The 26,777-nt window shown below is 62.3% G+C and carries 21 protein-coding genes; 8 read left to right on the top strand and 13 right to left on the bottom strand.

Annotated features, from left to right (window positions below; all coding sequences use genetic code 11):
• Positions 1–146: 146 nt before the first annotated feature.
• The gene (locus ABW043_RS03935) at positions 147–1,136 is read left to right on the top strand and encodes an aldo/keto reductase (protein ID WP_353919932.1); all 990 of its coding nucleotides are present in this window, start codon (positions 147–149) and stop codon (positions 1,134–1,136) included.
• Between the two features lie 208 nt (positions 1,137–1,344).
• Here ABW043_RS03935 and ABW043_RS03930 read toward each other — a convergent pair whose 3' ends face one another.
• Positions 1,345–3,153 carry an ABC-F family ATP-binding cassette domain-containing protein gene (locus tag ABW043_RS03930; RefSeq protein ID WP_353919931.1) on the bottom strand — a complete coding sequence of 603 codons (1,809 nt, stop codon included), beginning with the start codon at positions 3,151–3,153 and terminating at the stop codon, positions 1,345–1,347.
• Positions 3,154–3,397: 244 nt separating this feature from the next.
• Positions 3,398–3,889, bottom strand: a complete 492-nt coding sequence (rirA, locus tag ABW043_RS03925; RefSeq protein WP_353919930.1) for an iron-responsive transcriptional regulator RirA — start codon at positions 3,887–3,889, stop codon at positions 3,398–3,400.
• A gap of 190 nt (positions 3,890–4,079) precedes the next feature.
• Between rirA and ABW043_RS03920 the strand changes: the two genes are divergently transcribed.
• A complete protein-coding gene (locus ABW043_RS03920; RefSeq protein ID WP_353919929.1) occupies positions 4,080–4,379 on the top strand; it encodes an HU family DNA-binding protein in 300 nt (99 codons plus the stop codon).
• Positions 4,380–4,459: 80 nt separating this feature from the next.
• Here the strand turns inward: ABW043_RS03920 and ABW043_RS03915 are convergent, their stop codons facing one another.
• The 4 genes from ABW043_RS03915 to ABW043_RS03900 all read right to left on the bottom strand — a co-directional run bounded on the left by ABW043_RS03915 (position 4,460) and on the right by ABW043_RS03900 (position 7,787).
• Positions 4,460–5,671 (bottom strand): ROK family transcriptional regulator, encoded by a 1,212-nt coding sequence (locus ABW043_RS03915; RefSeq protein ID WP_353919928.1) that lies wholly within the window; start codon positions 5,669–5,671, stop codon positions 4,460–4,462.
• Between the two features lie 267 nt (positions 5,672–5,938).
• Positions 5,939–6,877, bottom strand: a complete 939-nt coding sequence (locus tag ABW043_RS03910; protein WP_353919927.1) for an aldo/keto reductase — start codon at positions 6,875–6,877, stop codon at positions 5,939–5,941.
• The gene (locus tag ABW043_RS03905) at positions 6,874–7,422 is read right to left on the bottom strand and encodes a hypothetical protein (protein WP_353919926.1); all 549 of its coding nucleotides are present in this window, start codon (positions 7,420–7,422) and stop codon (positions 6,874–6,876) included. Before ABW043_RS03905 ends, ABW043_RS03910 begins: the two co-directional genes overlap by 4 nt.
• A complete protein-coding gene (locus ABW043_RS03900) occupies positions 7,395–7,787 on the bottom strand; it encodes a VOC family protein (RefSeq protein WP_353919925.1) in 393 nt (130 codons plus the stop codon). The genes ABW043_RS03905 and ABW043_RS03900 overlap by 28 nt, the downstream gene beginning before the upstream one ends.
• Before the next feature lie 222 nt (positions 7,788–8,009).
• Between ABW043_RS03900 and ABW043_RS03895 the strand changes: the two genes are divergently transcribed.
• The 6 genes from ABW043_RS03895 to ABW043_RS03870 all read left to right on the top strand — a co-directional run bounded on the left by ABW043_RS03895 (position 8,010) and on the right by ABW043_RS03870 (position 14,496).
• The gene (locus ABW043_RS03895) at positions 8,010–9,605 is read left to right on the top strand and encodes an ABC transporter substrate-binding protein (protein WP_353919924.1); all 1,596 of its coding nucleotides are present in this window, start codon (positions 8,010–8,012) and stop codon (positions 9,603–9,605) included.
• 215 nt (positions 9,606–9,820) lie between these two features.
• The gene (locus ABW043_RS03890) at positions 9,821–10,828 is read left to right on the top strand and encodes an ABC transporter permease subunit (protein WP_353919923.1); all 1,008 of its coding nucleotides are present in this window, start codon (positions 9,821–9,823) and stop codon (positions 10,826–10,828) included.
• 2 nt (positions 10,829–10,830) lie between these two features.
• Positions 10,831–11,724, top strand: coding sequence for an ABC transporter permease subunit (locus ABW043_RS03885; protein ID WP_353919922.1), 894 nt, complete (start codon positions 10,831–10,833; stop codon positions 11,722–11,724).
• Between the two features lie 4 nt (positions 11,725–11,728).
• Positions 11,729–12,577 carry an ABC transporter ATP-binding protein gene (locus tag ABW043_RS03880; RefSeq protein WP_353919921.1) on the top strand — a complete coding sequence of 283 codons (849 nt, stop codon included), beginning with the start codon at positions 11,729–11,731 and terminating at the stop codon, positions 12,575–12,577.
• Positions 12,574–13,404 (top strand): dipeptide ABC transporter ATP-binding protein, encoded by an 831-nt coding sequence (locus tag ABW043_RS03875; RefSeq protein WP_353919920.1) that lies wholly within the window; start codon positions 12,574–12,576, stop codon positions 13,402–13,404. Before ABW043_RS03880 ends, ABW043_RS03875 begins: the two co-directional genes overlap by 4 nt.
• A 57-nt stretch (positions 13,405–13,461) precedes the next feature.
• Positions 13,462–14,496, top strand: a complete 1,035-nt coding sequence (locus ABW043_RS03870) for a YihY/virulence factor BrkB family protein (RefSeq protein ID WP_353919919.1) — start codon at positions 13,462–13,464, stop codon at positions 14,494–14,496.
• On the opposite strand, the gene ABW043_RS03865 is transcribed toward ABW043_RS03870, so the two are convergent.
• The 7 genes from ABW043_RS03865 to ABW043_RS03835 all read right to left on the bottom strand — a co-directional run.
• The gene (locus ABW043_RS03865; RefSeq protein WP_353919918.1) at positions 14,486–15,517 is read right to left on the bottom strand and encodes a Gfo/Idh/MocA family protein; all 1,032 of its coding nucleotides are present in this window, start codon (positions 15,515–15,517) and stop codon (positions 14,486–14,488) included. The two genes, ABW043_RS03870 and ABW043_RS03865, sit on opposite strands and share 11 nt — an antisense overlap.
• A 78-nt stretch (positions 15,518–15,595) precedes the next feature.
• Positions 15,596–18,268 (bottom strand): bifunctional diguanylate cyclase/phosphodiesterase, encoded by a 2,673-nt coding sequence (locus ABW043_RS03860; RefSeq protein WP_353919917.1) that lies wholly within the window; start codon positions 18,266–18,268, stop codon positions 15,596–15,598.
• Positions 18,269–18,400: 132 nt separating this feature from the next.
• Positions 18,401–18,820, bottom strand: a complete 420-nt coding sequence (gene tsaE, locus ABW043_RS03855; protein WP_353919916.1) for a tRNA (adenosine(37)-N6)-threonylcarbamoyltransferase complex ATPase subunit type 1 TsaE — start codon at positions 18,818–18,820, stop codon at positions 18,401–18,403.
• Positions 18,820–21,210 (bottom strand): sensor histidine kinase, encoded by a 2,391-nt coding sequence (locus ABW043_RS03850; RefSeq protein ID WP_353919915.1) that lies wholly within the window; start codon positions 21,208–21,210, stop codon positions 18,820–18,822. Before ABW043_RS03850 ends, tsaE begins: the two co-directional genes overlap by 1 nt.
• 467 nt (positions 21,211–21,677) lie before the next feature.
• Entirely contained in the window at positions 21,678–23,720 is a 2,043-nt protein-coding gene (locus tag ABW043_RS03845) for a methyl-accepting chemotaxis protein (protein ID WP_353919914.1), read from the bottom strand.
• A 249-nt stretch (positions 23,721–23,969) separates the two neighbouring features.
• Positions 23,970–25,916: a methyl-accepting chemotaxis protein gene (locus tag ABW043_RS03840; RefSeq protein WP_353919913.1), complete on the bottom strand. Its 1,947-nt coding sequence runs from the start codon at positions 25,914–25,916 to the stop codon at positions 23,970–23,972.
• A 250-nt stretch (positions 25,917–26,166) separates the two neighbouring features.
• Positions 26,167–26,777 (bottom strand): methyl-accepting chemotaxis protein (locus tag ABW043_RS03835; protein WP_353919912.1); only part of this gene is annotated, 611 nt, incomplete at its 5' end.

The following is a 26,777-nucleotide window of genomic DNA, read 5'->3' as shown; positions in this document are numbered from 1 at the left end:
GGGACGCAGGATAGTCAGGGCTTGCATCGGTCGATCCTTCATCACCGTAACATGTTAGTGCCTTATATCTTCCATACATGACGAGTGACAAGAGAAGCCTCGGCGAGTAGACCATGGAAAAGCCAGCAGATTTGGAAGGATACGCGATGAAGACGCATCTGCCGACACGGGCCTTTGGCCAGACCGGAATGCAAATCACCAAGCTGGGCATCGGCGCCTGGGCCATGGGCGGCAATATGTGGGGGCCGCAGGACGACCAGGAATCGATGGCCGCGATTCGCCACGCGATCGACAGCGGCATCAACTGGATCGACACGGCGGCCGTCTATGGCAATGGGCATTCCGAGGCGGTGATTGGCGATGCGCTTGCGGGGCTGCCTGCCGACAAGCGGCCGCTGGTGTTCACCAAGGGCGGCATCGTGCGCGACGAGAACGGGCAGAATCCGCGCCGGATTGGCGAGCGGAAGCATCTGCGGCAGGAGCTGGAAAATTCGCTGAAGCGCCTGAAGGTCGATGTGATAGATCTCTACCAGATGCATTGGCCTTCGGACGACGTGCCATTGGAAGACTATTGGGCGAGCCTGTTGGAGCTCAAGGCCGAGGGCAAGGTTCGCCATGTCGGGCTCTCCAACCATGACGAGGGACAGTTGGCGCGGGCCGAGGCGATTGGCCAAGTCGAGACGCTGCAGCCGCCGTTTTCGATGATCCGGCGCGATAGCGCGGCGAAGATTTTGCCTTGGTGCGCAGCGCATGGCACGGGCACGATCTGCTATTCGCCGATGCAGGCAGGGCTGCTTACGGGCACGATGACGGCCGAGCGCGTTGCGGCCATGCCGGACAATGACTGGCGGAAGAATAGCCCGGAATTTCAGGGGGAGAAGCTGACGGCGAATCTCAAGCTGGCCGAGAGCCTGAAGCCGATTGCGGAAAAGCATGGGACCAGTGTGTCGAGCGTGGCGCTGGCCTGGTGCCATGCCTGGCCGGGGCTGACGGCGACGATTGTTGGCGCGCGGTCGCCGGCGCAGGTGGATGGCTGGATCGACGCGGCGAGCCTCGAGCTCGATGCAGGGGATATCGAGGTGATTGCAAAGGCGATTGAGGCGACGGGGGCTGGGCAGGGTCCGTCGCGGGCCTGACCCATTTCGTTGCTGCGTCATTCCCGCGAAAGCGGGAATCTCACGGCCAGAAACAGAGATCCCCGCTTTCGCGGGGATGACGTGGTGGTTGGGTCGTCATTGCCGGGCTTGTCCCGGCAATCCATCTCGCCGCCGCATGGACCACCGGGACAAGCCCGGTGGTGACGATGGGGGTGGGGTCAGGGCCCCGCCATTCGAGCGTCGGCTCTTAGCCTTCGATCTCTTCCCTTAGCATTTCCAGTTCCAGCCATTGCTCTTCGGCCTTGGCTTTCTTGGTCGCCGCTTCACTTAGCGCCGCCGAATCCTTGGCGAAGCCCTGGGGGTCGCGGGTGTAGTAGTTGGGCTGGGCCAGCTTGCGGTTGATGACGACCATCAGGTCGTCGAGCTTGGCGATGTCCTTGGGCAGGGTTTCGAGGGCGTGCTTTTCCTTGAAACTCATCTTGCGCTTGGCGCTCGAAGCGACGGCGGACGCGCCGGCTTTGATCTTTGCCGAGGCCGCCTTTTCGACGACGCGGGCCGAAACCCCTGCCCCGCGCTGGGCCACCATGTCGGAATAGCCGCCAGCATACTCGAGCCAGTTGCCATCGCCTTCGGCCATGATGATGGAGGTGGCGACCCGATCGAGGAAGTCACGATCGTGGCTGACGACGATTACGGTGCCGGCATAGTCCGAAACCATCTCCTCGAGAAGATCGAGGGTTTCGAGATCGAGATCGTTGGTCGGTTCGTCGAGCACCAGCACGTTGGACGGCAGCGCCAGGGCGCGGGCCAGCGCGACGCGGGCGCGTTCGCCGCCGGAGAGTTTTCCGATGGGCGTATTGGCCTGTTCAGGGGTGAACAGGAAGTCCTTCATATAGCCGACGACGTGCTTGTTCTCGCCGTTGATTTTGAGGGTGTCGCTGCCGCCGCCGGTCAGCGCGTCTTTCAGGCGCGTATCAGGATCGAGACGGGCGCGGCCCTGGTCGAGCATGGCGAGTTCGATGGCGGAGCCGAGCTTGATCGTGCCGCTATCGGGTTCGAGGAGACCGTTCAGCATCTTGATCAGCGTGGTCTTGCCGGCGCCATTAGGACCGACGAGGCCGACGCGGTCGCCACGCAGGACGCGGGTCGAGAAATCGCGAACGACTGTGCGCGTGCCAAAGCTCTTGGAAATGTTTTCGGCTTCCGCCACCAGCGCGCCGGAGGTGCGGCCTTCGGTGACCTGCATGTTGACCGCGCCGGTAACGCGACGCTGGTCGCGGCGATCCTGGCGGAGGCCGGCAAGGCGTTCGAGGCGGCCGACATTGCGCTTGCGGCGGGCAGTGACGCCATAGCGCAGCCAATGCTCTTCGCGCACGATCTGGCGGTCGAGCTTGTGGCGATCCTTTTCTTCCTGCTCCAGCACTTCATCGCGCCAGCCTTCGAAAGCGCCAAAGCCCTTTTCGATGCGACGGGTGAGGCCGCGGTCGAGCCAGACGGTCGAGCGGGAGAGATCGGTGAGGAAGCGACGGTCGTGGCTGATGATGACCATGGCCGAGCGCATGGAATCCAATTCCTGCTGCAGCCATTCGATGACGGGCAGATCGAGATGGTTGGTCGGCTCGTCGAGCAGCAAGATGTCGGGCTGCGGGGCGAGAACGCGCGCCAAAGCGGCGCGGCGGCCCTCGCCACCCGAGAGGGTTTTTGGATCTTCCGTGCCCTTGAGACCCAGGGCCTCGAGCAGATATTGCGCGCGGTATTCATCGTCGCCCGAGGTCATGCCGGCTTCGACATAGGCGAGGGTCGTCGCGTAAGCCGAAAGGTCCGGCTCCTGCGGCAAGTAGCGGATGGTGGCGCTCGGTTCAGCAAAGCGCTTGCCGCCATCCTGCTGGACCATGCCGGCAGCGATCTTGAGCAGGGTGGATTTTCCCGAGCCATTGCGACCGACAAGCGCGATGCGCTGGCCGGGCGAAACGATCAGCTCGGCGGCTTCGAGCAACTGCGTGCCGCCGACGGTGAGCTGAATATTCGGCAGGGAAAGAAGGGGGGGCGGGGCCATGGGCAATAAATCCGGGAATTTGCCGCGGATAGAGCACAGGCCCGGCGACATATCAATGTGAGGGAAAAGCAAAGAGGCCGATCAGGACGTTGAGGATCCTGATCGGCCCGGGGAGACGGCAGCAGCAAGCCCCGTCGTTTTGGCGCTGCACCCCACAGGCCCCACGGGGGCGCTGCACCAATGCAGTCTACTAATCATGGGCAAACTTGATTGTCAAACTCATATTTGAGTTTTCTAGTCAGATTTACGCGGCGACGATGTCACCAACGATATTGCCGGCGGAATCGGCGTTGACAGCCTCGGTGGTGGAGAGGCCCAGACGCTGGCGAATGGAGCGCTTCTTGCTGGCAAGGTCGGCAATCGAATAGCCGGCGAGCACTTCAAAGAAGGCGCCAAGGGCTTCGCGCAGTGCGCCATTGAGATCGCACTCGCCAATCAGCGGGCAATCGGCGCCTTCCTCGAAACATTCGGCCAGAGCGAAGTTTTCTTCGGTCAGGCGAATCGTCTCGAGCAGGGTGATCTGTTCGGCGGGCTTGCCGAGCTTGATCCCGCCGTGGCGGCCGCGCACGGTCTGCAGCAGGCCGTTTTCCACCAGCGGCTTGATCAGCTTGAACAGGAACAGCTCGGAAATGCCGTAGGCTCTGGCGATCTCGGCAACCCGGCTCAGTTCAGGATCGTTGACGGCGCAGTAAACCAGGGTGCGGATGGCGTAATTGGATTGGCGTGTCAGTCTCACGGGCGGACGATCCTTTGGCTTTGGCAGCTTGCCATGGCTTCGACCCTACCCATGGCACGAGAGCTAATTTAAAACCATTCTAAAAAATGTCAACCATATCCTGAACCGACTAATCATATTTAAGACCATAAAAACCGGACTGGACAGCGACTTAACTTCGGAATATGAAATTATTAGGAGGATATCCGCAGTGTCCACTACCGTTACGCGGGCCATCATCACCGCCTCAGCCACTGAAGCCACCGGCATCGCCAAGAACGATGTCACCGCGATTGGCCAGCGCATGTTCGAATTGATCGGAGATGCGCTCAAGGCCGGGGAAACGGTCAAATTGACCGGCTTCGGCACTCTTGCCGTGCGCTCCCGAGCCGAACGGGTGGGGCGCAATCCCCGCACCGGCACCGAGCACAGGATCACCCCACGCCATACCGTCACCTTCACGCCGAGCGCGCGCCTGCGCGAAGCATTGGATGAGCTTGCGGAGAGCTAGGCTTTTCGGGCCAGAACAGCCGCATTGAACGAACAAAAAATCCCGCTTTCGCGGGATTTTGTTTGGCCATGCAGTCGGGACTAATCCCGCGGCTTTTCCAAGAGATTGCGCGAGAAGAACCGATGGTAAAGCGGCAGTTCGGCCGCGCCCAGAGCCGGCGCCAAGCGGCCGATATGCCCCGCCGCGATGCTGACCCTGCGCCGGGCCGGCAGGCGATCGAAATGGACGGCCAGACGCTCGACGAGACGGGCAGTGATCGCCGTGGGCAGAATGGTATCGAGCACCACAAGGCTCGCCTCCACCACGGCATTGGTATTGAAGACAACCAGTGCCAGGGCCTCAGCGCAGTCTTCGAGCCAGGGTTCGACAACCGGCTCGAAAGCCGGCCAATCCCAGTTTTCGATATCGCCAATATCGACCGCAAAGCCGGCGGCTACGAGCCGTTCGACGAGCGCCGAGGCTGAGGCGATTGCATGGGCCGAAAGCGGCCCCCGTTCATCGCGATCAACCAATATGGCGCCAAGATCGGCCGAATGGCCCGTCGGCCCCTGCCACAGCCGCCCCTCTCCGATCAGGCCGGCGGCCAGATAGGTCGAAACCAGCAGATAGATGAAGCTTGCCGGACGCGGCGCGGGCTGGGCGATCAGTTCGGCCCAGCAGGCGGCATTGCCATCGTTGAAAAGCGTCACGGCAAGGCCGGTGCGTTTTTCGAGATCGGCGGCAAAATCGCTTGGTGAGGGTCCGGACTTGCTGCCGGCTCCCTGCTCCAGCGGCCAGGTCGCGGCATGAATGGAGCCGGGCATGCCGACCCCGATATCGGCGAGCCGCTCGCGCTGTTCCTTGGGCCAGTCCCCGGTCATCTCTTCGATCAGGGTGGTCAGTTGCGGGGCAAGCGTGGCGAGATCGGCCTCGGCATAGTCGAGATGGCGATGTGCGACCACTGCGCCGTGGAGATTGATGGCAAGGACATCGGCATGGCGCCAGCCGATTTCGATGCCGATGGAATAGGCGCCTTCGGGCCGCAGGAAGATCGGGGTCGCCGGCTGGCCGCGACGGCCGCGCAGCACTTCGCCGCGCACGATGAGACCGGCGGCTTCCACATCGTTGAGAATGGCCGAGACGGTCTGCGGCGCAAGGCCCGACATGCGGGCGATCTCGGCATTGGAAAGACCGGGATTGAAGCCCACGACCGTCAGGACCGCGCGTTCATTGGCCCGGCGTAGGCCGTGGTGCTGCAGGCCCTTGGCGCCAAGGTTGAAAAGATCGATCGTCGGGACTGCGGAATCGCTCACGCTGGTCTATCCGTCACAAGGGTCTGAATATGGCAGAGCGAATAGGCTCCCGCGATGCGCTCCCTGGGAAGGAGCGACCATGGGGCCGGTGCCGATTCTGGCTTGTTCGCTGGCGGCATCATGGCGATGCGGCGCAGCAGCGCAAGCTGCCATTTCGCCGCTGCATTCACCACGCCTTGCCGGAGGCGTTCACCCCCGCCATTGCCGACGGACGGAAACCACCGGGACAAGCCCGGTGGAACCGCGTCGAAAGGCGCCGATCTTGCTTTAGGCGCCCGCCTTGGTGAGGCGCGCATTGGCGTCGTCACCGAGGGCAAGCCGCACGCCGCGGGCAAGGCTCTTGACCTGTTCGACCGAAGTCGCCGAGGCGATCGGTGCACTGACGCCGGGCTGGGCGACGAGCCAGGCAAGCGCGACTTCAGAGGGGGTCGCGTCGAGTTCCTGGCCGACGGCATCGAGCGCGGCGAGGATGCCAAAACCCTTGTCGTTGAGGTATTTTTCCGCGCCGCCACCGCGGGGCGATTTGCCGAGGTCGTCCTTGGAGCGGTACTTGCCGGTGAGGAAGCCAGCGGCAAGGCTGTAATAAGGAATGGCGCCCACCTGGTTTTCGAGGAGGAAGGGCTTCAGCTCTTCGAATTTTTCCCGGTCATAGAGATTATAGAGTGGCTGGGTGACTTCGTAGCGCGGCAGCGACTTGACGATGGCCGTGTCCTGCGCCGCCTTCATCATGCCCGCATCATAGTTCGAGGCGCCGATGGTGCGAACCTTGCCGGCCCGGATCAGCACGTCATAGGCGGCGAGGGTTTCCTCGTGGGTATTTTCGGTCGCCGGCCAGTGGCTGAAATAGAGGTCGATATAGTCGGTCTGGAGGCGCTGCAGCGAATCCTCAATGCCCGTCTTGATCGCCTCGGCGCTGAGGCCCTGGGGCTGATGGGCGGAATTGACCTTGGTGATGACATGGATCTTGTCGCGATTGCCGCGCGCCTTGAGCCACTTGCCGATGATGGTTTCGCTCATGCCCGGGGGATTGCCCGGCACCCAGTTGGGATAGCCCTGGGCGGTGTCGATGGCGGAGAACCCCTCATCCACATAGGCGTCGAGAATTTCGAAGCCGAGCTTTTCGTCGACCGTCCAGCCGAAGACATTGCCACCCAGAACGAGCGGTTCGATGACGAGTTCACTGCGGCCGAGGGGGCGACGATTCATTGTACTTCTCCAATTTTGGACGGACCCAGACTTTGATCGTGGTCAACGTCCGACGCTGCGTTTTGTTCTGTGGGCGGGACGCGAGGCGCACACCAATAGAGCGCCTCGGCGATGGTATTCATCGAACCGGCAAGGTCGATGAAGGCGAAGGGCGCATGCTCGTCCCCGCTATGGCGGAGGTAGACGAATGTTCCGTGACGCAGGCGATCGAGCAGCAGATCGGCGTCTTTATTGATGCGTGCGCCATAGGGGCCGTCGGATTCTTCGGCGACAAAACGGCGGTCTTCGCGGTCGAGCGTCATGTCCCAGGCGCCGGCATCGCCGCCGAAACGGCTCGAATGGACATGAATTCCGGTCGAGAAATCGTCCTCGCAGCGCACGACGAGGCAGGTGAAGTTTTCCGGTGTTGCGTCACGCGCGCAGCCCATGGCGGCGCGATCGCCCTCGCCGGAAAGCGGGGAGAATTGCCAGCCGGAAGTTTGGGCAAGAGCCGGCTGGGTAAGGATCAGACAAGCGATCAGCCCCGCGGCTCGATGAGATCCCATTTGTTTCCATAAAGATCGGCAAAGACGGCGACCGAGCCGTAGGGCTCGTGGCGCGGCGCCTCGAGAAAGGTGACGCCCTTTTCGGACATGCGCGCGAAGTCGCCGGCGAAATCCTGGGTTTCAAGAAAGAGCATGACGCGACCGCCAGTCTGATTGCCGATGGCGGCGAGTTGTTCGGCTCCATCGGCCTTGGCCAGCAGCAGGCGCGCACCATTGTCACCGGGCGGGGCGACCAGCACCCAGCGCTTGCCGGGCCCGAGCGGCGTATCGGCCACGAGGGAAAAACCGAGCTTGTCGCGGTAAAATTCGATGGCTTCGTCGTAGTCGGCGACGACAAGGGCGATTGTGGCGATCTTCTGCGTCATGGCTCTATCGTTCATTACCGATAAGGTGCGGTCAAGCCATGATTACTTGCCGAACGGATTTGGAATCATCCGTCCATTTCTGTGGAAAGCCTTTGGGCCGTCACACGATTGACCAAATGGTCAACTTCGTCATTGCACTTCCTAAAAAACTAGGCTTTGGTGTCGCCCAAGCCTCCAGCCGGGAACGCTGGAGAGCATGAATTACTTCGGGAGACAACAATCATGAAATTGATGAAAACCCTGATGGCCGCGACTGCGATGGTGGCTCTTGCCGCCGGCGCCGCTCAGGCCAAGCAGCTGGTTTATTGCTCGGAAGCCTCGCCGGCTCACTTCGATCCCGGCCCGGTGACTGGCGGCAACGACTTCGACGCCTCCGCCCACACGATCTTCGAACGCCTGGTTGAGTTCGCTCCCGGCAGCACCGAAGTCATTCCGGCCCTGGCTGAAAGCTGGGACGTCTCGGAAGACGGCAAGGAATACACCTTCCACCTGCGCCCCGGCGTCAAGTGGCACACCCAGCCCTATTTCACCCCGACCCGCGACCTCAACGCCGACGACGTGATCTTCTCGTTCGAGCGTCAGTGGAAGGAAGACAATCCGTGGCACGCCTATCTCGAAGGCATGACCTGGGACTACTTCCAGGGCATGGACATGCCCAAGTACATCGCCTCGATCGACAAGATCGATGACCTGACTGTCAAGCTCACGCTGACCGAACCGAATGCGCCGATGCTGGCAAACCTTGCCATGCAGTTCGCCTCGATCGTGTCGAAGGAATATGCCGACCAGCTCGCCGCTTCCGGTGACCTCGCCGCGTTCTCGACCCAGCCTGTCGGCACCGGTCCGTTCCAGCTCGTCGACTACCAGCTCGACACCGTCATTCGCTACTCTGCATTCCCCGACTACTGGGATGGCAAGCAGCCGATCGACGATCTGATCTTCGCCATCACCACCGACGCTTCGGTGCGTGCACAGCGCCTGCTCGCTGGCGAATGCGATATCATGCCCTACCCCGCTCCGGCCGATCTCGAAGCCCTCAAGGCTGACGAAGACCTGACCGTTCAGGAACAGGAAGGCCTCAATATCGGCTACATCTCCTACAACACCACCGAAGCGCCGTTCGATAATCCGGAAGTGCGCAAGGCCCTGACCATGGCGATCGACAAGTCGGCCATCATCGAGGCCGTCTACCAGGGTGCTGGCCAGGACGCCAAGAACCTGATCCCGCCCACCATGTGGTCCTATGACGATGCGACCGCCGCTGACGTCTATGATCCGGAAGCTGCCAAGGCTGCTCTGGAAGCTGCTGGCGTGACCAACCTGACGACCGATCTCTGGGCTATCCCGGTGTCGCGTCCCTATAACCCGAACGGCCAGCGCGTTGCCGAACTGATCCAGGCCGACTGGGCCAAGGTCGGCGTCACCGCCAATATCGTGACCTACGAATGGACCGAATATCGCGAGCGCGGCAAGCAGCCCGACCGCAAGGGCCCGTTCATGATCGGCTGGACCGGCGACAATGGCGATCCGGACAACTTCTTTGCGACCCTGTTCTCCTGCTCGGCCATCGGCGTCTCGAACTATTCGAGCTGGTGTGACGAAGACTTCGAAGCTGCCATCTCGGCTGCCAAGACTTCGGCAGACCCGGAAGAACGCACCGCGCTCTACACCACGGCCCAGGAAATCTTCAAGGCTGAAGAACCTGCAATCACCCTGGCACACAGCCGCGTGTTCATGCCGATGAAGAAGACCGTGCTCAACTACGTCATGAGCCCGCTCGGCAGCCACTCCTTCAAGGGCGTGGACGTCCAGGAGTAAGGCTACAAGCTTTCTCACGATTAGGGGCCTCGGTCCGGCAAAGGCCGGATCGGGGCTCCGCCTTTTAAGAACAGGCGGGGTTGGATGAAACGAAGAACGTTTCATCGGGATGGGCCGGCAAACGGTCCACGGACGCGCCCCGCTAACAGGAAACGGGACCAGTGGGTTCGCCGCACTTGCGCGGCGGGCCTGCACCCAAGAGGCAAGACCCTCTCATGCTGAACTATGTTTTGCGCAGGATTGCGCTTCTGGTGCCGACGATCATCGGCATCTCCATCTGCGCTTTTGCGTTTGTCCGCGTTTTGCCGGGCGACCCCATCCTGGCCATGGCCGGGCAACATGGCGTGACGCCGGAACGCTACGAAGTCCTGCGCGAGCAGTTCGGCTACAACCTGCCGATCTGGCAGCAATATTTCGATTATCTGTGGAGCGTGATGCAGGGCGATTTCGGTATTTCGCTCGCCACCAAGCGCCCGGTCATCAACGAATTCATGGCGCTGTTCCCCGCGACCATGGAGCTGGCTCTCGTGGCCCTGCTCTTCGCCGTCCTCATCGGCATTCCCGCCGGCATCTTTGCCGCCATCAAGCGCGGCTCGTGGTTCGACCAGGTCACCATGGGCGTGGCGCTGACCGGCTATTCCATGCCGATCTTCTGGTGGGGTCTCCTCCTCATCATCTTCTTCTCAGGCTATCTCGGATGGACGCCGGTTTCGGGCCGCATTGCCCTGACGTTCTTCCTCAAGCCCATTACCGGCTTCATGCTGATCGACACGCTGCTTTATGGAAACTGGGCGGCCTTCGTTTCGGCGCTGCGCCACCTGATCCTGCCCGCGATCGTGCTCGGCACCATTCCGCTCGCCGTCATCGCGCGGCAGACGCGCTCTGCCATGCTCGAAGTTCTGGGTGAAGACTATGTGCGTACGGCCCGCGCCAAGGGCATGTCCCCCAATCGCGTCGTCAACGTGCATGCCCTGCGCAATGCCCTGATCCCGGTCGTGACCACGATCGGCCTGCAGGTGGGCCTCCTCCTCGGCGGTGCCATTCTCACCGAAACCATCTTCACCTGGCCGGGCATCGGCAAGTGGATGATCGATTCCATCAGTAAGCGCGACTATGTCGTGGTGCAGTCGGGGCTGCTCATCATCGCCCTCATCGTCATGTCGGTGAACCTGATCGTCGACCTCCTCTACGCGCTCATCAATCCGCGCATCCGGGTGCAGTAAACATGGCCACGACCAACACTCCTGCCAGTGCACCGGCTTCGGGCCTGCGCGAATTCTGGTTCTATTTCTCCGTCAATCGCGGCGCCGTCATCGGCCTTACCGTCTTTGCCATCCTGGTCTTCGTCGCGATTTTCGCGCCGTGGCTTGCCCCCTTCCCGCCTGACGAGCAGTTCCGCGACGCGCTGCTAAAGCCCCCGATCTGGGATGCCGCTGCCGATCCTCGCTTTATTCTGGGCACCGACCCGGTGGGTCGCGACATGCTTTCGCGCCTCATCCATGGCGCGCGCTATTCGCTGTTCATCGGCTTTTTCGTCGTCGTCGGCGCACTGATCGTCGGCGTGGTGCTGGGCGTTCTCGCCGGATACTTCCGTGGCTGGGTCGATGTGCTGATCATGCGCATCATGGACATTATCCTCGCCTTCCCGCCGCTGCTGCTGGCCTTGGTGCTGGTGGCCATTCTCGGCCCGGGCCTCTTCAATGCCATGATCGCCATTGCCCTGGTTCTGCAGCCACACTTTGCGCGGCTCGTGCGTGCGGCGGTGATGGCCGAGAAGAACCGTGAATATGTGACGGCGGCGAAGCTCTCCGGCGCAGGCCATTTGCGCCTGATGATGGTGACCATTCTTCCCAACTGCCTGGGGCCGCTGATCGTCCAGGCGACGCTGAGCTTTTCCAATGCCATTCTCGAAGCCGCCGCGCTCGGCTTTCTCGGCATGGGCGCGCAGCCGCCAACGCCCGAATGGGGCACCATGCTGGCTTCGGCCCGCGAATTCATCCTCAAGGCGCCATGGGTCGTAACCTTCCCCGGTCTTGCCATCCTGATCACGGTGCTGGCCATCAATCTCATCGGCGACGGGCTGCGTGACGCGCTCGATCCCAAGCTGAAGAGGAGCTGACCCCATGTCCCTTCTCGAAATCAAAAACCTCACTGTCGCCTTCGATACTTCGGTTGGCCTCTTCAAGGCCGTCGACGGCATCGACATCTCGGTCGACAACCGCGAAGTGCTCGCCATTGTGGGCGAAAGCGGCTCGGGCAAGTCGGTGGCAATGCTCGCCACCATGGGTCTGCTTCCGGCCAGCGCTCGCGTCACCGCCGATGTCATGCGCTTTGAGGGTCGCGACCTCCTCAAGATGAACGACAGCGAAAAGCGGAAAATCATCGGTAAGGACATTGCCATGATTTTTCAGGAGCCGATTGCGAGCCTCAATCCGTGCTTCACGGTCGGCTTCCAGATCGGCGAAGTGCTCGACAAGCATCTCGGCCTCAAGGGGCGCGCGGCGCATGATCGGGCTGTGCAACTGCTCAACCAGGTCGGCATTCGCGACGCCGAGGACAAGCTGAAGGCCTTTCCGCATCAGATGTCGGGCGGCCAGTGCCAGCGCGTCATGATCGCCATGGCCATTTCGTGCAATCCCAAGCTCCTGATTGCCGACGAGCCGACCACCGCGCTCGACGTGACCATCCAGAAGCAGATCCTCGATCTCCTCGTCGGACTGCAGCAGCAGACCGGTATGGGCCTGATCATGATCACCCATGACATGGGCGTCGTCGCAGAAACGGCCGACCGCGTCATCGTGCAATATAAGGGGCATAAGATGGAGGAGGCCGACGTGCTCTCCCTCTTTGAAAATCCCCAGTCGAACTATACGCGGGCGCTGCTGTCGGCCCTGCCGGAAAATGCCGTGGGCGATCGCCTGCCGACCGTTTCCGACATGCTGTTTACCGCCGCCCCGGGAGTTGCCCAATGACGACACCCGTTCTCGAAGTGCGCAATCTCAAGCGCGACTATGTCACCTCCGGCGGCTTCCTGAAGCCCGCCAAGGTGCTGCATGCCGTCAAGGGCGTCAGCTTCACGCTCGAAAAGGGCAAGACACTGGCCGTTGTCGGGGAAAGCGGCTGCGGCAAGTCGACCCTGGCGCGCATGATCACGCTGATCGACGAAGCAACCTCGGGCGAAATCCTGATCGACGGCATCAAGGCCAGCGCGTCGCATGTGACGAGGGAACTGCGCCAGAAAGTGCAGATCGTCTTCCAGAACCCCTATGGCTCGCTCAATCCACGCCAGAAGATCGGCGACGTGCTGGCCGAGCCGCTGCTGCTCAATACCGACATGTCGGCGGCCGAGCGGCGCGAAAAGGCCATGGCCATGCTGACCAAGGTCGGCCTGCAGCCCGAGCACTACAACCGTTATCCGCACATGTTCTCGGGCGGCCAGCGCCAGCGTATCGCCATTGCGCGGGCGCTGATGCTGAACCCCAGCTTCCTCGTGCTCGACGAGCCGGTATCGGCACTCGACCTCTCGGTGCAGGCGCAGATTCTTAACCTCCTGAAGGATCTCCAGGACGAGTTCGGGCTGACCTATGTTTTCATCAGCCACGACCTGTCGGTTGTGCGCTATATCGCCGATGAAGTCATGGTCATGTACTTTGGCGACGTGGTCGAACATAGCAGCCGCGAGGCGGTGTTTTCGAACCCGCAGCACGCCTATACCAAGACGCTCTTTGCCGCGACGCCGCAGACCGATGTCGAGCACATCCGCGCCCGCATCGCGCGCAAGAAGGCATCGGCGGCCTGATCGGAATGTTGCAGCGCCGACGCGGAGCCAAGCGGCCCGCGCCGGCGTTGTCAGGGAATGCCGACGCGTACACAAGAACTTAGATCCAGACAGCATGACCGGGGCCGCAGGGCCGCGGCGCCGATCGCCATTCCCTGGCGCGGCTGGAAGGACATTGCGTATCGGCTGTTCGTCGGCTTCGGCGAAAACCGCATCCTGCTTACCGCAGCCGGCGTCACCTATTTCCTGCTGTTTGCCCTCGTGCCGTCGCTGAGCCTTTTCGTGACGCTTTATGGCCTCCTCAATGATCCGGTGGGCGTCGTCGACCAGCTTAGCCTTCTCGATGGCATAGTGCCTTCGGGCGGCCTCGATATCGTGCGCGAGCAATTGGTGCGCTTGACCAGCCAGGACAATGCCGAACTCGGGATTGCCCTCGTCATTTCGCTGGTCGTGGCGCTCTGGGGCGCCAGCGCCGGGATCAAGGCGCTGTTCGATGCCATGAACGTCGTCTATGGCGAGCAGGAAAAGCGCAATATCGTCCAAATCCACCTGCTGGCCCTGAGCTTCATTCTCGGGGGCCTCCTGATGCTCGTGTTGATGCTGGCCGTCATGCTGGTTGTTCCCGCGGTGCTCCAGATCCTTTCGCTCGGCGGCTATGAATGGCTGGTGCGGCTCGGGGCCTATGCCTTCATGCTGTTGAGCCTGCTGGTGGCGCTTTCGGCTATCTATCGCTGGGGACCAAGCCGGGCAGAGGCCAGGTGGCGCTGGATCACGCCGGGCTGCCTCTTCGCTACAGTTGGCATCATGCTGATGTCGGCGGGCTATTCCTGGTATGCGGCCAATTTTTCCAATTTCAACGCCACCTATGGCTCGCTCGGGGCGCTGATCGGTTTTCTGTCCTGGATATGGCTTTCGGTGACCATCGTCATCCTGGGCGGCGCGCTCAATTCCGAGATCGAGCACCAGACGACGGTCGATTCAACCACTGGCGAGCCACGCCCCATGGGCGAGCGCGGCGCTTATGTCGCCGATACGGTGGGCGGACGCTGGCCGGCAAAGGGCGGAGAAGCCGCCAAGGAACAGCCGGCCAGCGAGGATATCGTCAGACGGTGACGCGGCGGCCTTCGCGCGATGAGGCGATGAGCGCATCGATCAGCTTGTGGACGGCAAGCGCCGAGTGGCCAGTGGAAACGGGCTGCCTGCCTTGCTGGACCGCATCGGCGAAGTCGGCGATCTGGGCCATGTGCCAATCGAAGGGGAAAGCCATGGGGTCGGCGCCGCCACCCGAATTGCTGGCCTCGCCCACATTCTCCTCGCGGCCATCGAACCATTTTAGGTTGAGGTTGCCGCCGGCAAGGGTCGCGCTGGCCTTTTCGAAATTGAGCGTGATGCTCTCGGCGCCGCCGGGGAAATTGGCTGTGGTCGCCATCAGCCCGCCCACCGCGCCGTTGGCGAATTCGAGCCCGCCGGCAACGAAGTCTTCCGTCTCCATCTGGTGGAAGCCAGTCGTCGCGGCGAGCGCCGTGACCGACTTCACCGGGCCGGTGAGGCTCAGCATCAGGTCGAGCGAGTGAATGGCCTGGGTGATGAGCACGCCGCCACCATCCTGGGCGAAGCTGCCGCGACCGGGCTTGTCATAATAGCCCTGCTGCGGGCGCCACCACGGCACGACGAGGTGAGCGGCAAAGAGTTTTCCAAGTTCGCCGCTTGCGACCTTTGCAGCCAGCGCCTTGGAGGCCGCGCGAAAACGGTGCTGGAAGATGATGCCCAGGGTCACGCCGGCCCTGTCGCAGATTTCGACGATGCGGGCGGCGGCTTCGGTCGTGCGCTCGACCGGCTTTTCCATCAGCACATGCTTGCCGGCGGCAGCCGCTGCGGCAACGAGGGGCTCGCGCGCATTGGGCGGGGTCAGGATGAGAACGGCATCGAGATCGGGATCGGCCAGCATGGCTTCGTAGCTTTGTGCGGCCGGGAAATCATAGAGATCGCAGAATTGCTTGAGGGCTTCGGCATCGCGACGCCAGACGCCGCGGACATCGACGCTGTCGCGCAGGGCATCCAATGCCAAAGCGTGCGGCTTTGCCGCCATGCCGGCGCCCACTACACCCAGCCCAAATTTCCTGCCCAGCGCCATTTCCGCCCTCCCTAAAGCTGTTCCATACAAGATCGTCGGGGAGCATTTAGCGAAGTTTGCGGAGCTTGTCGCCTGTTCTCAACTGGCGCGGCGCCAGCTCTGCGCGAGGAGGAAGGCTTCGAGCGCATCGCGTGACATGGGCCTGGCGAACGCATAGCCCTGGAGGATATCGCAGCCAAGATCGCGCAGGATGCGCGCATGTTCCATGGTCTCGACGCCCTCGGCGACGATCTCGATATCCATGGCCTTGCCGATATCGACGATAGAGGCGACGAGCCGGCGCTGACTCGGTTCGGTAATGATCGGATCGACCAATTGGCGGTCGATCTTGAGGCGGCGCGGATGCAGCTTCTGCAAGGACACGATCGAGGCATAGCCGGTGCCGAAATCGTCGATTTCGACATCGATGCCGAGCGCCTTGATCTGCTCGATGTTCCAGGCAATGACGCCGTCACTTTCATCGAGATAGATGGATTCGACCAGCTCGAAGGCGATGCGGCCTTCGGGGAGGTCCATTTCCCGCAGTGCGGTGACGAGGTTTTCGTCATGAAGGCGGCGCTGGGAGACATTGACCGAAACGCGCGGCACGCGAAGTCCCAGGCGATCCCAACGCTCGAGGTCGACAAGGCTCTGCTCGAGGATTGCATGATCGATCGCGGCAACGACGCTCAGTTCCTCGGCGATTTCCATAAAACTGTCGGGGCTGCGTAGCCCCAGCGTCGGATGCCGCCAGCGGGCCAGGGCTTCGACGCCCACGACATCGAGCGTCTTGGCGCAGAACTGTGGCTGGTAGTGAGCGATGAAGTCGTGATGTTCCAGGCTGTTGAGGATTTCATCAGCCACGCGCTTGGTATTGATGACCTCGGCCTGCAGTGCCGCCGAGAAGAATTCAAAGCGATTGCGGCCGCGATCCTTGGCGCGATAGAGCGCGATATCGGCATTGATCAGCAATTGCTCGACATCGATGGCCGGCACCATGCCCGTGGCGATACCGACGCTGACGCCGCAGCGGCATTCGTGGCCTTGATGCATGACCGGCTTGCGCATGGCCTCCACAAGGCGCCCGGCAAGGCGAGCCAGGCCTTCTTCGCCGTGATCATTGCTTGAGACAACGACGAATTCGTCGCCGCCGATGCGGGCGACGAAATCGGTGTCGCGGCAGCTTTCGCGCAGCACCTTGCTGGCGTGGATGAGCATGGCATCGCCCGCAGCGTGGCCGAGGGTATCGTTGATCTGCTTGAAACGGTCGAGATCGATATGCAGCAGCGCGATTGTGCCGGTATTGCCATAACCGCCGCTGGCATTGCTGCGCAGCGTTTCGTCGAGATAGCGCCGGTTGGGCAGGCCCGTAAGGCTGTCATGGAGCGCATTGTGCTCGATGCGGACGCGCGCCGCTTCGAGCTCGGAATTGCGGGCTTCGGTCAGGGCCTTGGCGCGACGCAGGTCCTCGCTCAGCGCCACGTCGGCGGTCACGTCCCAATTGATGCCCATGACCCGGTCATCCTCGCCGGCGGCGGAATAGAGCACGGCGATGGAGCGGATGTGGCGCGTGGTGCCATCGGCGAGCACGACGCGATAGTCGGACTGGTAGCGGCCATTGGCGATGGAGGTGCGGAATTCCCCTTCAGCCCGCGACTTGTCGTCGGGGTGAACCACCTTCTGCCAATGGTCATGAGTGCGTCCGCCGCTATCGGCCGACATGCCGTAGATTTCGTTGGTGCGCGCGTCCCACACTTCCTCGCCCGTCGCCAGGTCCAGTTCCCAAAGGCCCACCTTGGAGGTTTCGAGGGCGAGATTGAGCCGTTGGGTCTGCTGGGTCAGCTCGGTCTCGCGAGCCCGCAACTGGGCGATATAGTCGTGGCGCTGGCTGATCATGCGGCCGGCGATAATGAAGGGCAGCAAGATGAGGCAGCCGGCAATGAAGATGGCGGCGCGCAGCATGAACTGGCTCATCATGCTCGATTGCCAGCCGTCCTTGGGTACCGCAGCGATCTGCCAGCTCCCGCTGGGCAAGGTGACATTGGCGAGCACCGGCTGGCGACCGCTGAGGCTATCGCCATAGAAGAGCTTGCCATGGCGGCCCTGGCTGTCATGGCCGGTAATGGAAATATCGAGATCGGCAACCGAAGGATCGTGGAGGCCACTATCCTGATAGAGGCGCTCGACATCGATAACGGCGGACACGACGCCCCAGAAGCGTCTCCAGCCACCCTCGGTGGTATAGACCGGGAAGCGGCCGACAAACCCGCGGCCGCCCTGGACAAGATCCACCGGGCCGGCCAGCACCATTCGGCCGGTGAACAGCACCTGCTGGACCGCGTCCCACTGGTTGGGCGTCTGGCGATAGTCGAGACCGATTGCCTTCTCATTGCCTTCGAGCGGATAGGTCATTCGGATGACGAGATCGGGCGCGGCGGCGACCGAGCGAAGCTGGCTGTCCTCTTCGAAGAGATTGCCGACCAGCGCATCAAAGCGGGGCTGGTCCATATCGGGTTCGGTCGAAATGACCGAAACGAGGCCCCGCACCAGTTGCACATTGCTGGCGACGTGGCCTTCGAGCTTGGCGCGGATGACGGCGATGCGGCCAAGGACTTCGGACCGGACCCGTTCCTGATTGATGGTTTCGGCCTGACGGTCGAGCACGAGCCCGGCGATAACGACCACGAGAAGCGCAAGCAGAGCGGGCAGAAAGCTCGTCCGCCGCCATTCCCGGTTCTTTTGCTTGGCCCCGCCGAAACCCATATTGCCCATATGCCTAACGGACCAGTACTGGTCTCTTGAGCCATAGTAGTGGGTGGGAATTGACCAGTTCCTTACCAGACATGCGCAATTGGACGCTTGGTAAATATCTGGGAAACCGGCCCGGTCGGGCCCGGCAGCCGTCTAGCGGCGGGTCAGCACCAGGTTTCGCCCCGATCCACCCGGCGGAATGGCAAGAGCGATAACGATATTGGCGGCCTCGGCGACATGGGCCGCGCGCTCGGCCCATTCGACAAGCACGAAGGAATTTGGATTGTCGAGGAGACCGAGCTCGTCCGCCTCGGCTGCGTCCCCCAGCCGATAGAGATCGGCATGGAGCACCGGGCCGCGCGGTGTGTCATAGGGCTGGACCAGCGCGAAGGTGGGCGAGGGCACTTCGAGGTCGGGATCGCTGGCAAGAGCGCGGATGGTGGCGCGGGCGAGTGCCGATTTACCGGCGCCGAGTTCGCCCTCGAGGCTGACGATGTCGCCGGGTTCGAGCAGGTCCGCAAGTTCCTGCCCAAAGGCGATGGTCGCCTCATCGTCGGGAAGGAACCGCTGCATTACTCGGCGACGCCGGCAAGCGCGCTGTCGCGCGGCAGGTTGACCACGATACGGCTGCCGCGCGGCTCGCGCTGCTGGGCCGAGATGGTGCCGCCATGGAGATTGACGAAGGTACGGACGATGGAGAGCCCCAGACCCGCGCCGCGCAGACGGCCGCCGGCACTCGGCGTGTCCAAGCGCGTCAGGATGGCGGAGCGCAATTCGTCGGTCAGGCCCGGACCTTCATCCTCGATGATGAAGAGCATGCGGTCGGCACGGTGCGACACCGAAAGCCGGATTTCCCCGCCCGGCGGCGAGAAGCGCGCGGCGTTGGAGAGGAGATTGTAGAGCACCTGCACGATGCGGGTACCGTCGGCGATGAATTCGGGCAGGTTCGGCTCGATCTCGACGACGAGATTGGTGGAATTGCCCGAGACTTCCGGGAAGCTAGCCGAGAGCCCTGCCCGTGCCTTGTCGATCAGCACCTGCACACTGAGCGGCTCGGGATTGAGCTCGGCAATGCCGGCATCGACCGAAGCGAGATCGAGAATATTGTCGATGAGCACGCCGAGGGTCACCGACGAAGCGCGGATATATTCGATATAGGCGGTTTGTCGCTCGTTGAGGGTGTCGCCCTCGGTGCCGGCGAGCAGGTCGGCAAAGCCGATGATATTGGTCAGCGGGCTGCGCAATTCATAGGAGACGTTCTCGACGAAGGCGTCCTTGAGGCGGTCGGCGGTGACCAGCGCGTCGTTGCGTTCCTTGAGGACCTTTGAGTAGCTGGCGCTCTCGGTCACATCGAGGAAGGTCATCATGGTCTGCCCGTCGGGCAGGCGGGTGGTCGCATAATCGAGCAGGCGCCCATCGGTGCGCTCGATACGGCCGGCCTTGTCGGTGCGGGTGGGGTTGAGGTCGATGATATTGCGCTTGAGATCGGACCAGATCTTGGCCCCATCCTGCAGCACCTGGCCTGAGGCATCGGCGATCTGGTCGATATGGGGATTGGCGCCAAGCGTATTCATCGGCAGCTTCCAGAGCGCGGAAAGCCGCGGATTGGACAGCGCCAGGCGGCCATTGGTGCCGAACACGGCCACGGCTTCGGAGAGCGAATTGATGGTTTCGCGCTGCACATTGGTCATGGCCTTGTTGGCCGATTCCAGTTCCAGGCGTTCAGTCAGGTCTTCGAAGACATAGATCACGCCGCCCTGCGTGCCAGCCGGAGCCGAGATCACCTTGATGGTGCGGCCATCGGGCAGGTGCCAGGGATCGGCCTCGAACGGCGCTTTCCGGCTGTAGCTCTCGAGATGCTTGGCGCGCCAGGTGTGGTAGTCGACCTGGCTCGGCAGCATGCCCTCGGTGCGCAATTTGTCGAGAATGGCGCGCTCGTCGAGGCCAAGCGTCAAGAATTTCGGATCGAGGTCCCAGAGCGCGGCGTAGGCGGGGTTGAACTGGATCAGTTCGCGGCGCGCATTGAAGATGGCGATCGGGGTGGCCAGCGCATCGATGATGCCGGCGATGTGGGCAAAGCTCGGCTCGCCCGCCTTTTCGTCGCTGACGGCGAGCGGGTTGAGATAGCCCGCGCGGCCTTCGGCGACCGGCACTTCGACCAGTTCGAAATCGCCCGATTTGCCGAGGGTGACCTTCTGGCGCACCGGCTCGGTGCTGGCACGGCAATCGGCGAGATGGATGCGCAATTGCTTGGCATCGAGCAGTTCGGCCGGCGCCTGGGCGTTGACGGGTTTGCCGAGGGTCTCGCAGAGTTCGAGATAGGGTTTGTTGGCAAAAACCAGACGATCGGCACCATCGCGGAGGAATGCGGGGCGATTTGAATGTTCGAGCAGAGCCAGAACGCTGGACCGGTCGCTGCCGGCGCCTGCAATCGGTTCTTCCTGATCCGTGCTGGGCTGGAAAAAGGCAGGGCGCAGACGCAGGGCAGCACCGCCGCCGGCAAGCCAGCCGGTGGCGCGGATCAGACGCCCATCGAGCGCCTTGACGCTGGCACTGAACGGACGACCTTCGACGCGCAACTGTTCGACCAATTGGGCGAGATTGTCGGCTTCACTGCCCGAAAGCCAGGTGTCGAAATTGAGGACGCTTTGAGGCTGACGCCCCGGCGGCAGCACGGCGGCGCTCTGGCCGAGAAGACGCGGCGTCGTGCCCGGTTGTTCGGGCCAGATGACGGTCAGTTCGCGGCTGCCGCCGATGAGATTTTCATAGTCGTCGACGAGGGCCCTCAGATCCGCGATCTGCTCCTTGGCCTGGCGTTGCGCCAGGCGGCCGTCGCGCAAAAGCTTGCGCAGCACGGAGACCGCGACAAGGGCGAAACCGCCCGCGCCGATCACCACTGCAAGGGGAACAATGCCGCCCAGATTTGCCGTGGAAGCGCCCTGAGCGAAGGCTGGGACAGCCATCATCACGGTCAATGGAGCACACGCAGCAACTGCGAATCTCCAATGCTTCCGGAGTTGATCCGGCGCCATAGACAGCCCTCTCTTCTTTGTTTCGCGGCAAGTCCGGCAGAGCCGGTACGCGTGCACATCAGACAGGCGCCCAAACGCGGAAACCCTCGATGAGGATTCCAGGTGCCCCCGAACCGGTTACGTGTCCCCCGACAACCGAATCGCCTCACCATACCGACGGTGCGAATCGGGAAAAAGAGTCCTTATGGCTGTGCTTTGCGGGCAAAGCGCGAAGGAACCGCTTGACCGAGAACGAACTAGAAACGATTTGTTAACCATTCGGGCCTGTTCGGGCTCGACAGGTCAGCTTTTAGCTACCAGTGGGCAATCCGGCGGCCAATTGATTCTGCCACTCCTCGGCCCAAACGAAAACTCCCCAGCCATTGGCCGGGGAGTAATGTGATCGAGAACGACTGAAATCAGAATTCGGACCAGTCTTCCTTAACCGCGGCATTGCCGTGGCTGAGATAGGAGGACGCAGCCTGCTTGACCTTGCCCTGAAGTGCCTTGATGCCGCTCGGACGAGCAGCAGGCGCAGGACGGGCCGCAACGGCCGCGCGGGCGGCGCGCGAGGAGTCGATGGTGAAGACGTCGACGATCTGGTCGAGTTCGGTTGCCTGAGCCTCGGTCTGCTCGATGGCGGCATTCACCTCTTCCACCAGCGCCGCATTGTGCTGGGTCATCTCGTCCATCTGGCGAACGGCGGTGTTGACCTCGTCGATCGAGGACGCCTGTTCGCGGCTGGCGCCGGCGATCTCGTCGAGGAGCGCGCTATTGGCGCGCACCGCTTCGAGCATGGCCGAAAGCTTGTCGGCCGCGCTGGCAACGAGCTTGGAGCCGGTGCCCACTTCATGCGAGCTCTGCTCGATCAGCAGTTTCACGTCCGAAGAAGCGGTCGCAGCGCTCTGGGCGAGACGGCGCACTTCCACGGCCACCACGGCAAAGCCCTTGCCTGCCTCGCCGGCACGCGCCGCTTCGACCGAAGCGTTGAGGGCCAGCAGATTGGTCTGGAAGGCGATGTCGTCGATCATGCCGATGATGTTGGAGATCTTCGCCGAGGACTGGGTGATCCGCTCCATGGCCTGGTTGGCTTCGCTCATGACGCGGCCGCCATCTTCGGCCACCAGCGAGACCGCATTGGCCTTCTGGCTGGCATCGGCTGCCTTCTTGGCATTCTCGGTCACGGTCTGGGCGAGTTGCTCCATAGTGGCCGAGGTTTCCTCGATGGTCGCTGCCTGACGCGTGGTGCGCTCGGAGAGATCATTGGCGCCCGAGAGGATTTCGCTCGTTGCCGATTTCAGCGTGCCCGAAGTGCCGCGCAACTGGCCGACGATGGAGGTGAGCTTGTCGGCCACTTCGTTGACGTCGGACTGCAGCTTGGCGAAGGCGCCGCGATGCTGGCCTTCCATGCGACGGGTGAGGTCGGTATTGGCGAGCGCGGAGAGAACCGAGCCGGTCTCATCAAGGCCGCGATCGACGCTGTCGACGAGGTTGTTGACGGACTTGGCGAGGCCATTGAGCTCGGCATCGGGGAAGGTCGCCGGCACGCGCTTGCTGAAATCGCCATCGATGGCCGAATCCACCACATTGCCGAAGGCACGCTGCAGCTCGACCATCATCTTCTGGCGCTCTTCGCTGTCGCGGATGATGCGGGCGGCTTCCGCCTCGGTCATTTCAGCGACCTTGAGACCATTCTCGCGGAAGACTTCGACGGCGCGCGCCATGGCGCCGATTTCGTCCTTGCGATTGGCGCCGACCACTTCGGTCTCGAACTGGCCATCGGCCACCTTGTCCATGACATTGGTGAGGCGGGCGATCGGGTTCGTGATGGTGCGGGCAATGAGGAAAGCGACGCCGGATACAACCAGGGCGACGATGAGCGCGATGAGCCCGGTTTCGATCAGGCTGCGCTGGGCAGCGGCACGCAGATCGTCGATATAGACGCCGGTGCCGACGACCCAACCCCAGGGTTCGAACAGCTTTACATAGGTGCGCTTGTCGACCGGCGGGGTGTCAGGGGTGCGGGCCCACTGATATTCGATGAAGCCCGAGCCGCTCTTCTTGGCCATCTCGATCATCTCGGCGACGAATTTCTTGCCGGTGGGGTCGGCCATTTCCGACTGGTCCATGCCGACCATTTCGGGCTTGGCGCCGTGCATGACCATGATGGCGTCCATGCCATTGATGAACATGTATTCGTTGCCGCGATAGCGCAGGGCCTGCAGGGCGCTGATGGCGCCGGCCTTGGCGGCGTCTTCGGTGAATTCGCCAGCCTGGGCGCGCTTGTAGAAACCATCGACGATGGAGACGGCAGAATCGGTGATCGACTGCAGTTCGGCAGCGCGTAGCTGGTCACGCGTCGCATTGATCTGCTGCATGTTCATCCAGCCCATGACGACCAGCGACACGACAGCGAGGCCGACCAGCAAATAGATGCGGCCCGCGATGTTGAGTTTAAACATTCCTATGCCTTCTCACACCTTCTGGTGTGCCGTTATCCGTGACGCTCATGCGCGGGGATGAAGGCAAGAAGAGACGGAACGCGGTTTCTCCGCGCCGTGTCCGAACCGATGTGCCCCCGCACTTTTCGAGCAGTGGCCGTCCATCCACGTCTCGCCTCCAGTAACCACAAACACAGTAAAAATTCCGCTACCGAACATAAACGAAAGGGGCCTCGCGGCCCCTTTGCAACTCTCGAAATGTCCGGCTGATCAGAACTCGGACCAGTCTTCCTTGAGGGCCGCATTGCCCTGGGTGAGATAGGCGGCAGCAGCAGCCTTCACCTTGGGTTGGGCCCTGCTTGGCGCCGGGCGGGCTGCGACACTGGGGCGTGCGTCGATGGTGAAGACGTCGACGATGCGGTCGAGTTCGCTCGCCTGGTTCTCAGTCTGCTCGATGGCGGCATTGACCTCTTCCACCAGCGCCGCATTGTGCTGGGTCATCTCGTCCATCTGGCGAACGGCGGTGTTGACCTCGTCGATCGCCGAAGCCTGCTCGCGGCTGGCGCGGGCGATGTCATCGAGCAGCGCAGTGTTGGCGTGCAGCGCATCCACCATCGAAGTCAGCTTGCCGGCAGCATCGGCCACGAGCTTGGAACCCGAACCAACTTCCTGCGCGCTCTGCTCGATCAGTGCCTTCACCTCGGACGAGGCATTGGCAGCCGACTGGGCGAGGCGACGCACTTCGACGGCGACCACGGCAAAGCCCTTGCCGGCCTCGCCGGCCCGCGCGGCTTCCACCGACGCGTTGAGGGCAAGCAGATTGGTCTGGAAGGCGATGTCGTCGATCATGCCGATGATGTTGGAGATCTTCGACGAAGACTGGGTAATCCGCTCCATGGCCGAATTGGCCTGCTCCATAACGGCGCCGCCTTCTTCGGCGGAACGCGAGACCAGACCCGCCTTCTGGCTGGCATCGGCCGCCTTCTTGGCGTTTTCGGTAACGGTCTGGGCCAGTTGCTCCATCGAGGCCGACGTCTCTTCGATGGTCGCGGCCTGACGCGTGGTGCGTTCGGAGAGGTCGTTGGCGCCGGAGAGGATTTCGCTGGTCGCCGTTTTCAGCGTGCCCGAAGTGCCACGCAACTGGCCGACGATGTCGGTAAGCTTGTCGGCCACCGCGTTGATGTCGATCTTGAGCTTGCCGAAGGCGCCGCGATGCTCGCCCACCATGCGCTGCGTGAGATCGGTATTGGCGAGGGCCGAGAGGACCGAGCCGGTTTCCGTCAGGCCTTGGTCGACGCTGTCGACGAGGCGATTGACCGAATTGGCGAGATCGTTGAGTTCGGCATCGGGGAAGCGGGCCGGCACGCGATGGCTGAAATTGCCCTCGACGGCCGAGTTGACCACGTCGCCAAACGAGCGCTGCAGCTCAACCATCATCTTCTGGCGGGCTTCCTGGTCGCGAATGATGCGGGCGGCTTCCGCCTCGGTCATTTCGGCAACCTTGAGGCCATTTTCGCGGAAGACTTCCACGGCACGCGCCATGGCGCCGATTTCGTCGCGGCGGGCCGTGCCGTCGATCACCGTGTCATAGGCGCCATCGGCGACCTGGACCATGGCCTTGTTGAGGGAAACCATGGGCTTGGCGATGGAGCGGGCAACCACGACGCCCACAGCCAGGATGGCGATGATGATGGCGAGCGTGATCACGCCGCCTTCGAGCGCGGACTGCCAGAAGATCGCATCGACCTGATTGAACAGAATGCCCGATGCAATGCTCCAGCCCCAGGGATCAAACCCCTGCGCGTAGGAGATCTTGTCGGCTTCACCGCCCTCGGGCTTCTTGAAGAGATAGGTCTGGAAGGCCGAGCCGTTGGCCTTCACGTTCTCCACCAATTCCTTGATGTAGAGCGTGCCGCGGCCGTCCTTCTCGATGGCGCGATCCGAGCCCTGCTTCTCGGGCTTGGTGGGATGCATCAGCATCACGAGATCATAGGTATCGACGAAGAAATACTCGCCGCCCTGATAGCGCATGCCGCGCAGGGTTTCGAGCGCCAGGGACTTGGCCTGATCTTCGGTGAATTCCCCGGCCTGCGACCGGTCGTAAAAACTCTGAACCGTCGAGACCGCGGTCTGCACCACGCTCTGCAATTCCGTGCGCTTGAAGTCCTCAAGATTTACGCGCTGATTGTAGAGCTGATAGGAGACGACACCCATCATTCCGACAGCAAAGATCGCAAGCAAACCATAAAGCCTGCGCGACAAACTACCCGTAAGCCAACCCAACACTTGGGGTCCCCTATTCAATACACCCTAAGCTGACGGCACTCGCAACGGCAGTTCGGTGGTTCCATGGGACTAAAAATGCGTGGTTGTGATTAAGCGGGCGTAAAGGACGTACCGAACCGGAAGTTATTTTCGTCAAAGAAAAAAGGGGCCGCTGGGGCCCCTTTCGTTCGTGCTCTGGATTTCAGAATTCGGACCAGTCTTCCTTGAGGGCAGCACTGCCCTGGGTGAGATAGGCGGAGGCCGCTGCCTTGACCCGCGCGGCGGGTTTTGCCGGCTGGCGCGGCGCAGAAACGGCAGGCCGTGCCGCCCTGCCCTGATCGATCAGGAACACATCGACGATGCGGTCGAGTTCGCCGGCCTGGTTCTCGGTCTGCTCGATGGCGGCGTTGATCTCTTCCACCAGCGCCGCATTGTGCTGGGTCATCTCGTCCATCTGCCTGACGGCCGTATTGACCTCGTCGATGGCCGAAGCCTGTTCGCGGCTGGCGCGGGCGATGTCATCGAGAAGCGCGGTATTGGCCCGCACCGCTTCCATCATGGACGTCAGCTTGCCTGCGGCATCGGCCACGAGTTTCGACCCCGTACCGACTTCCTGCGCGCTCTGCTCGATCAGCGCCTTGACCTCGGACGAGGCATTGGCGGCGGACTGTGCCAGGCGACGCACTTCGACGGCGACCACGGCAAAGCCCTTGCCTGCTTCGCCAGCGCGCGCTGCTTCCACCGAAGCGTTGAGGGCAAGCAGGTTGGTCTGGAAGGCGATGTCGTCGATCATGCCGATGATGTTGGAGATCT

This window comes from Devosia sp. (assembly GCF_040509215.1).
Lineage (GTDB): Bacteria > Pseudomonadota > Alphaproteobacteria > Rhizobiales > Devosiaceae > Devosia.
Note: the sequence above shows the minus strand (reverse complement) of the source record. Positions and strands in the feature narration are given on the sequence as shown.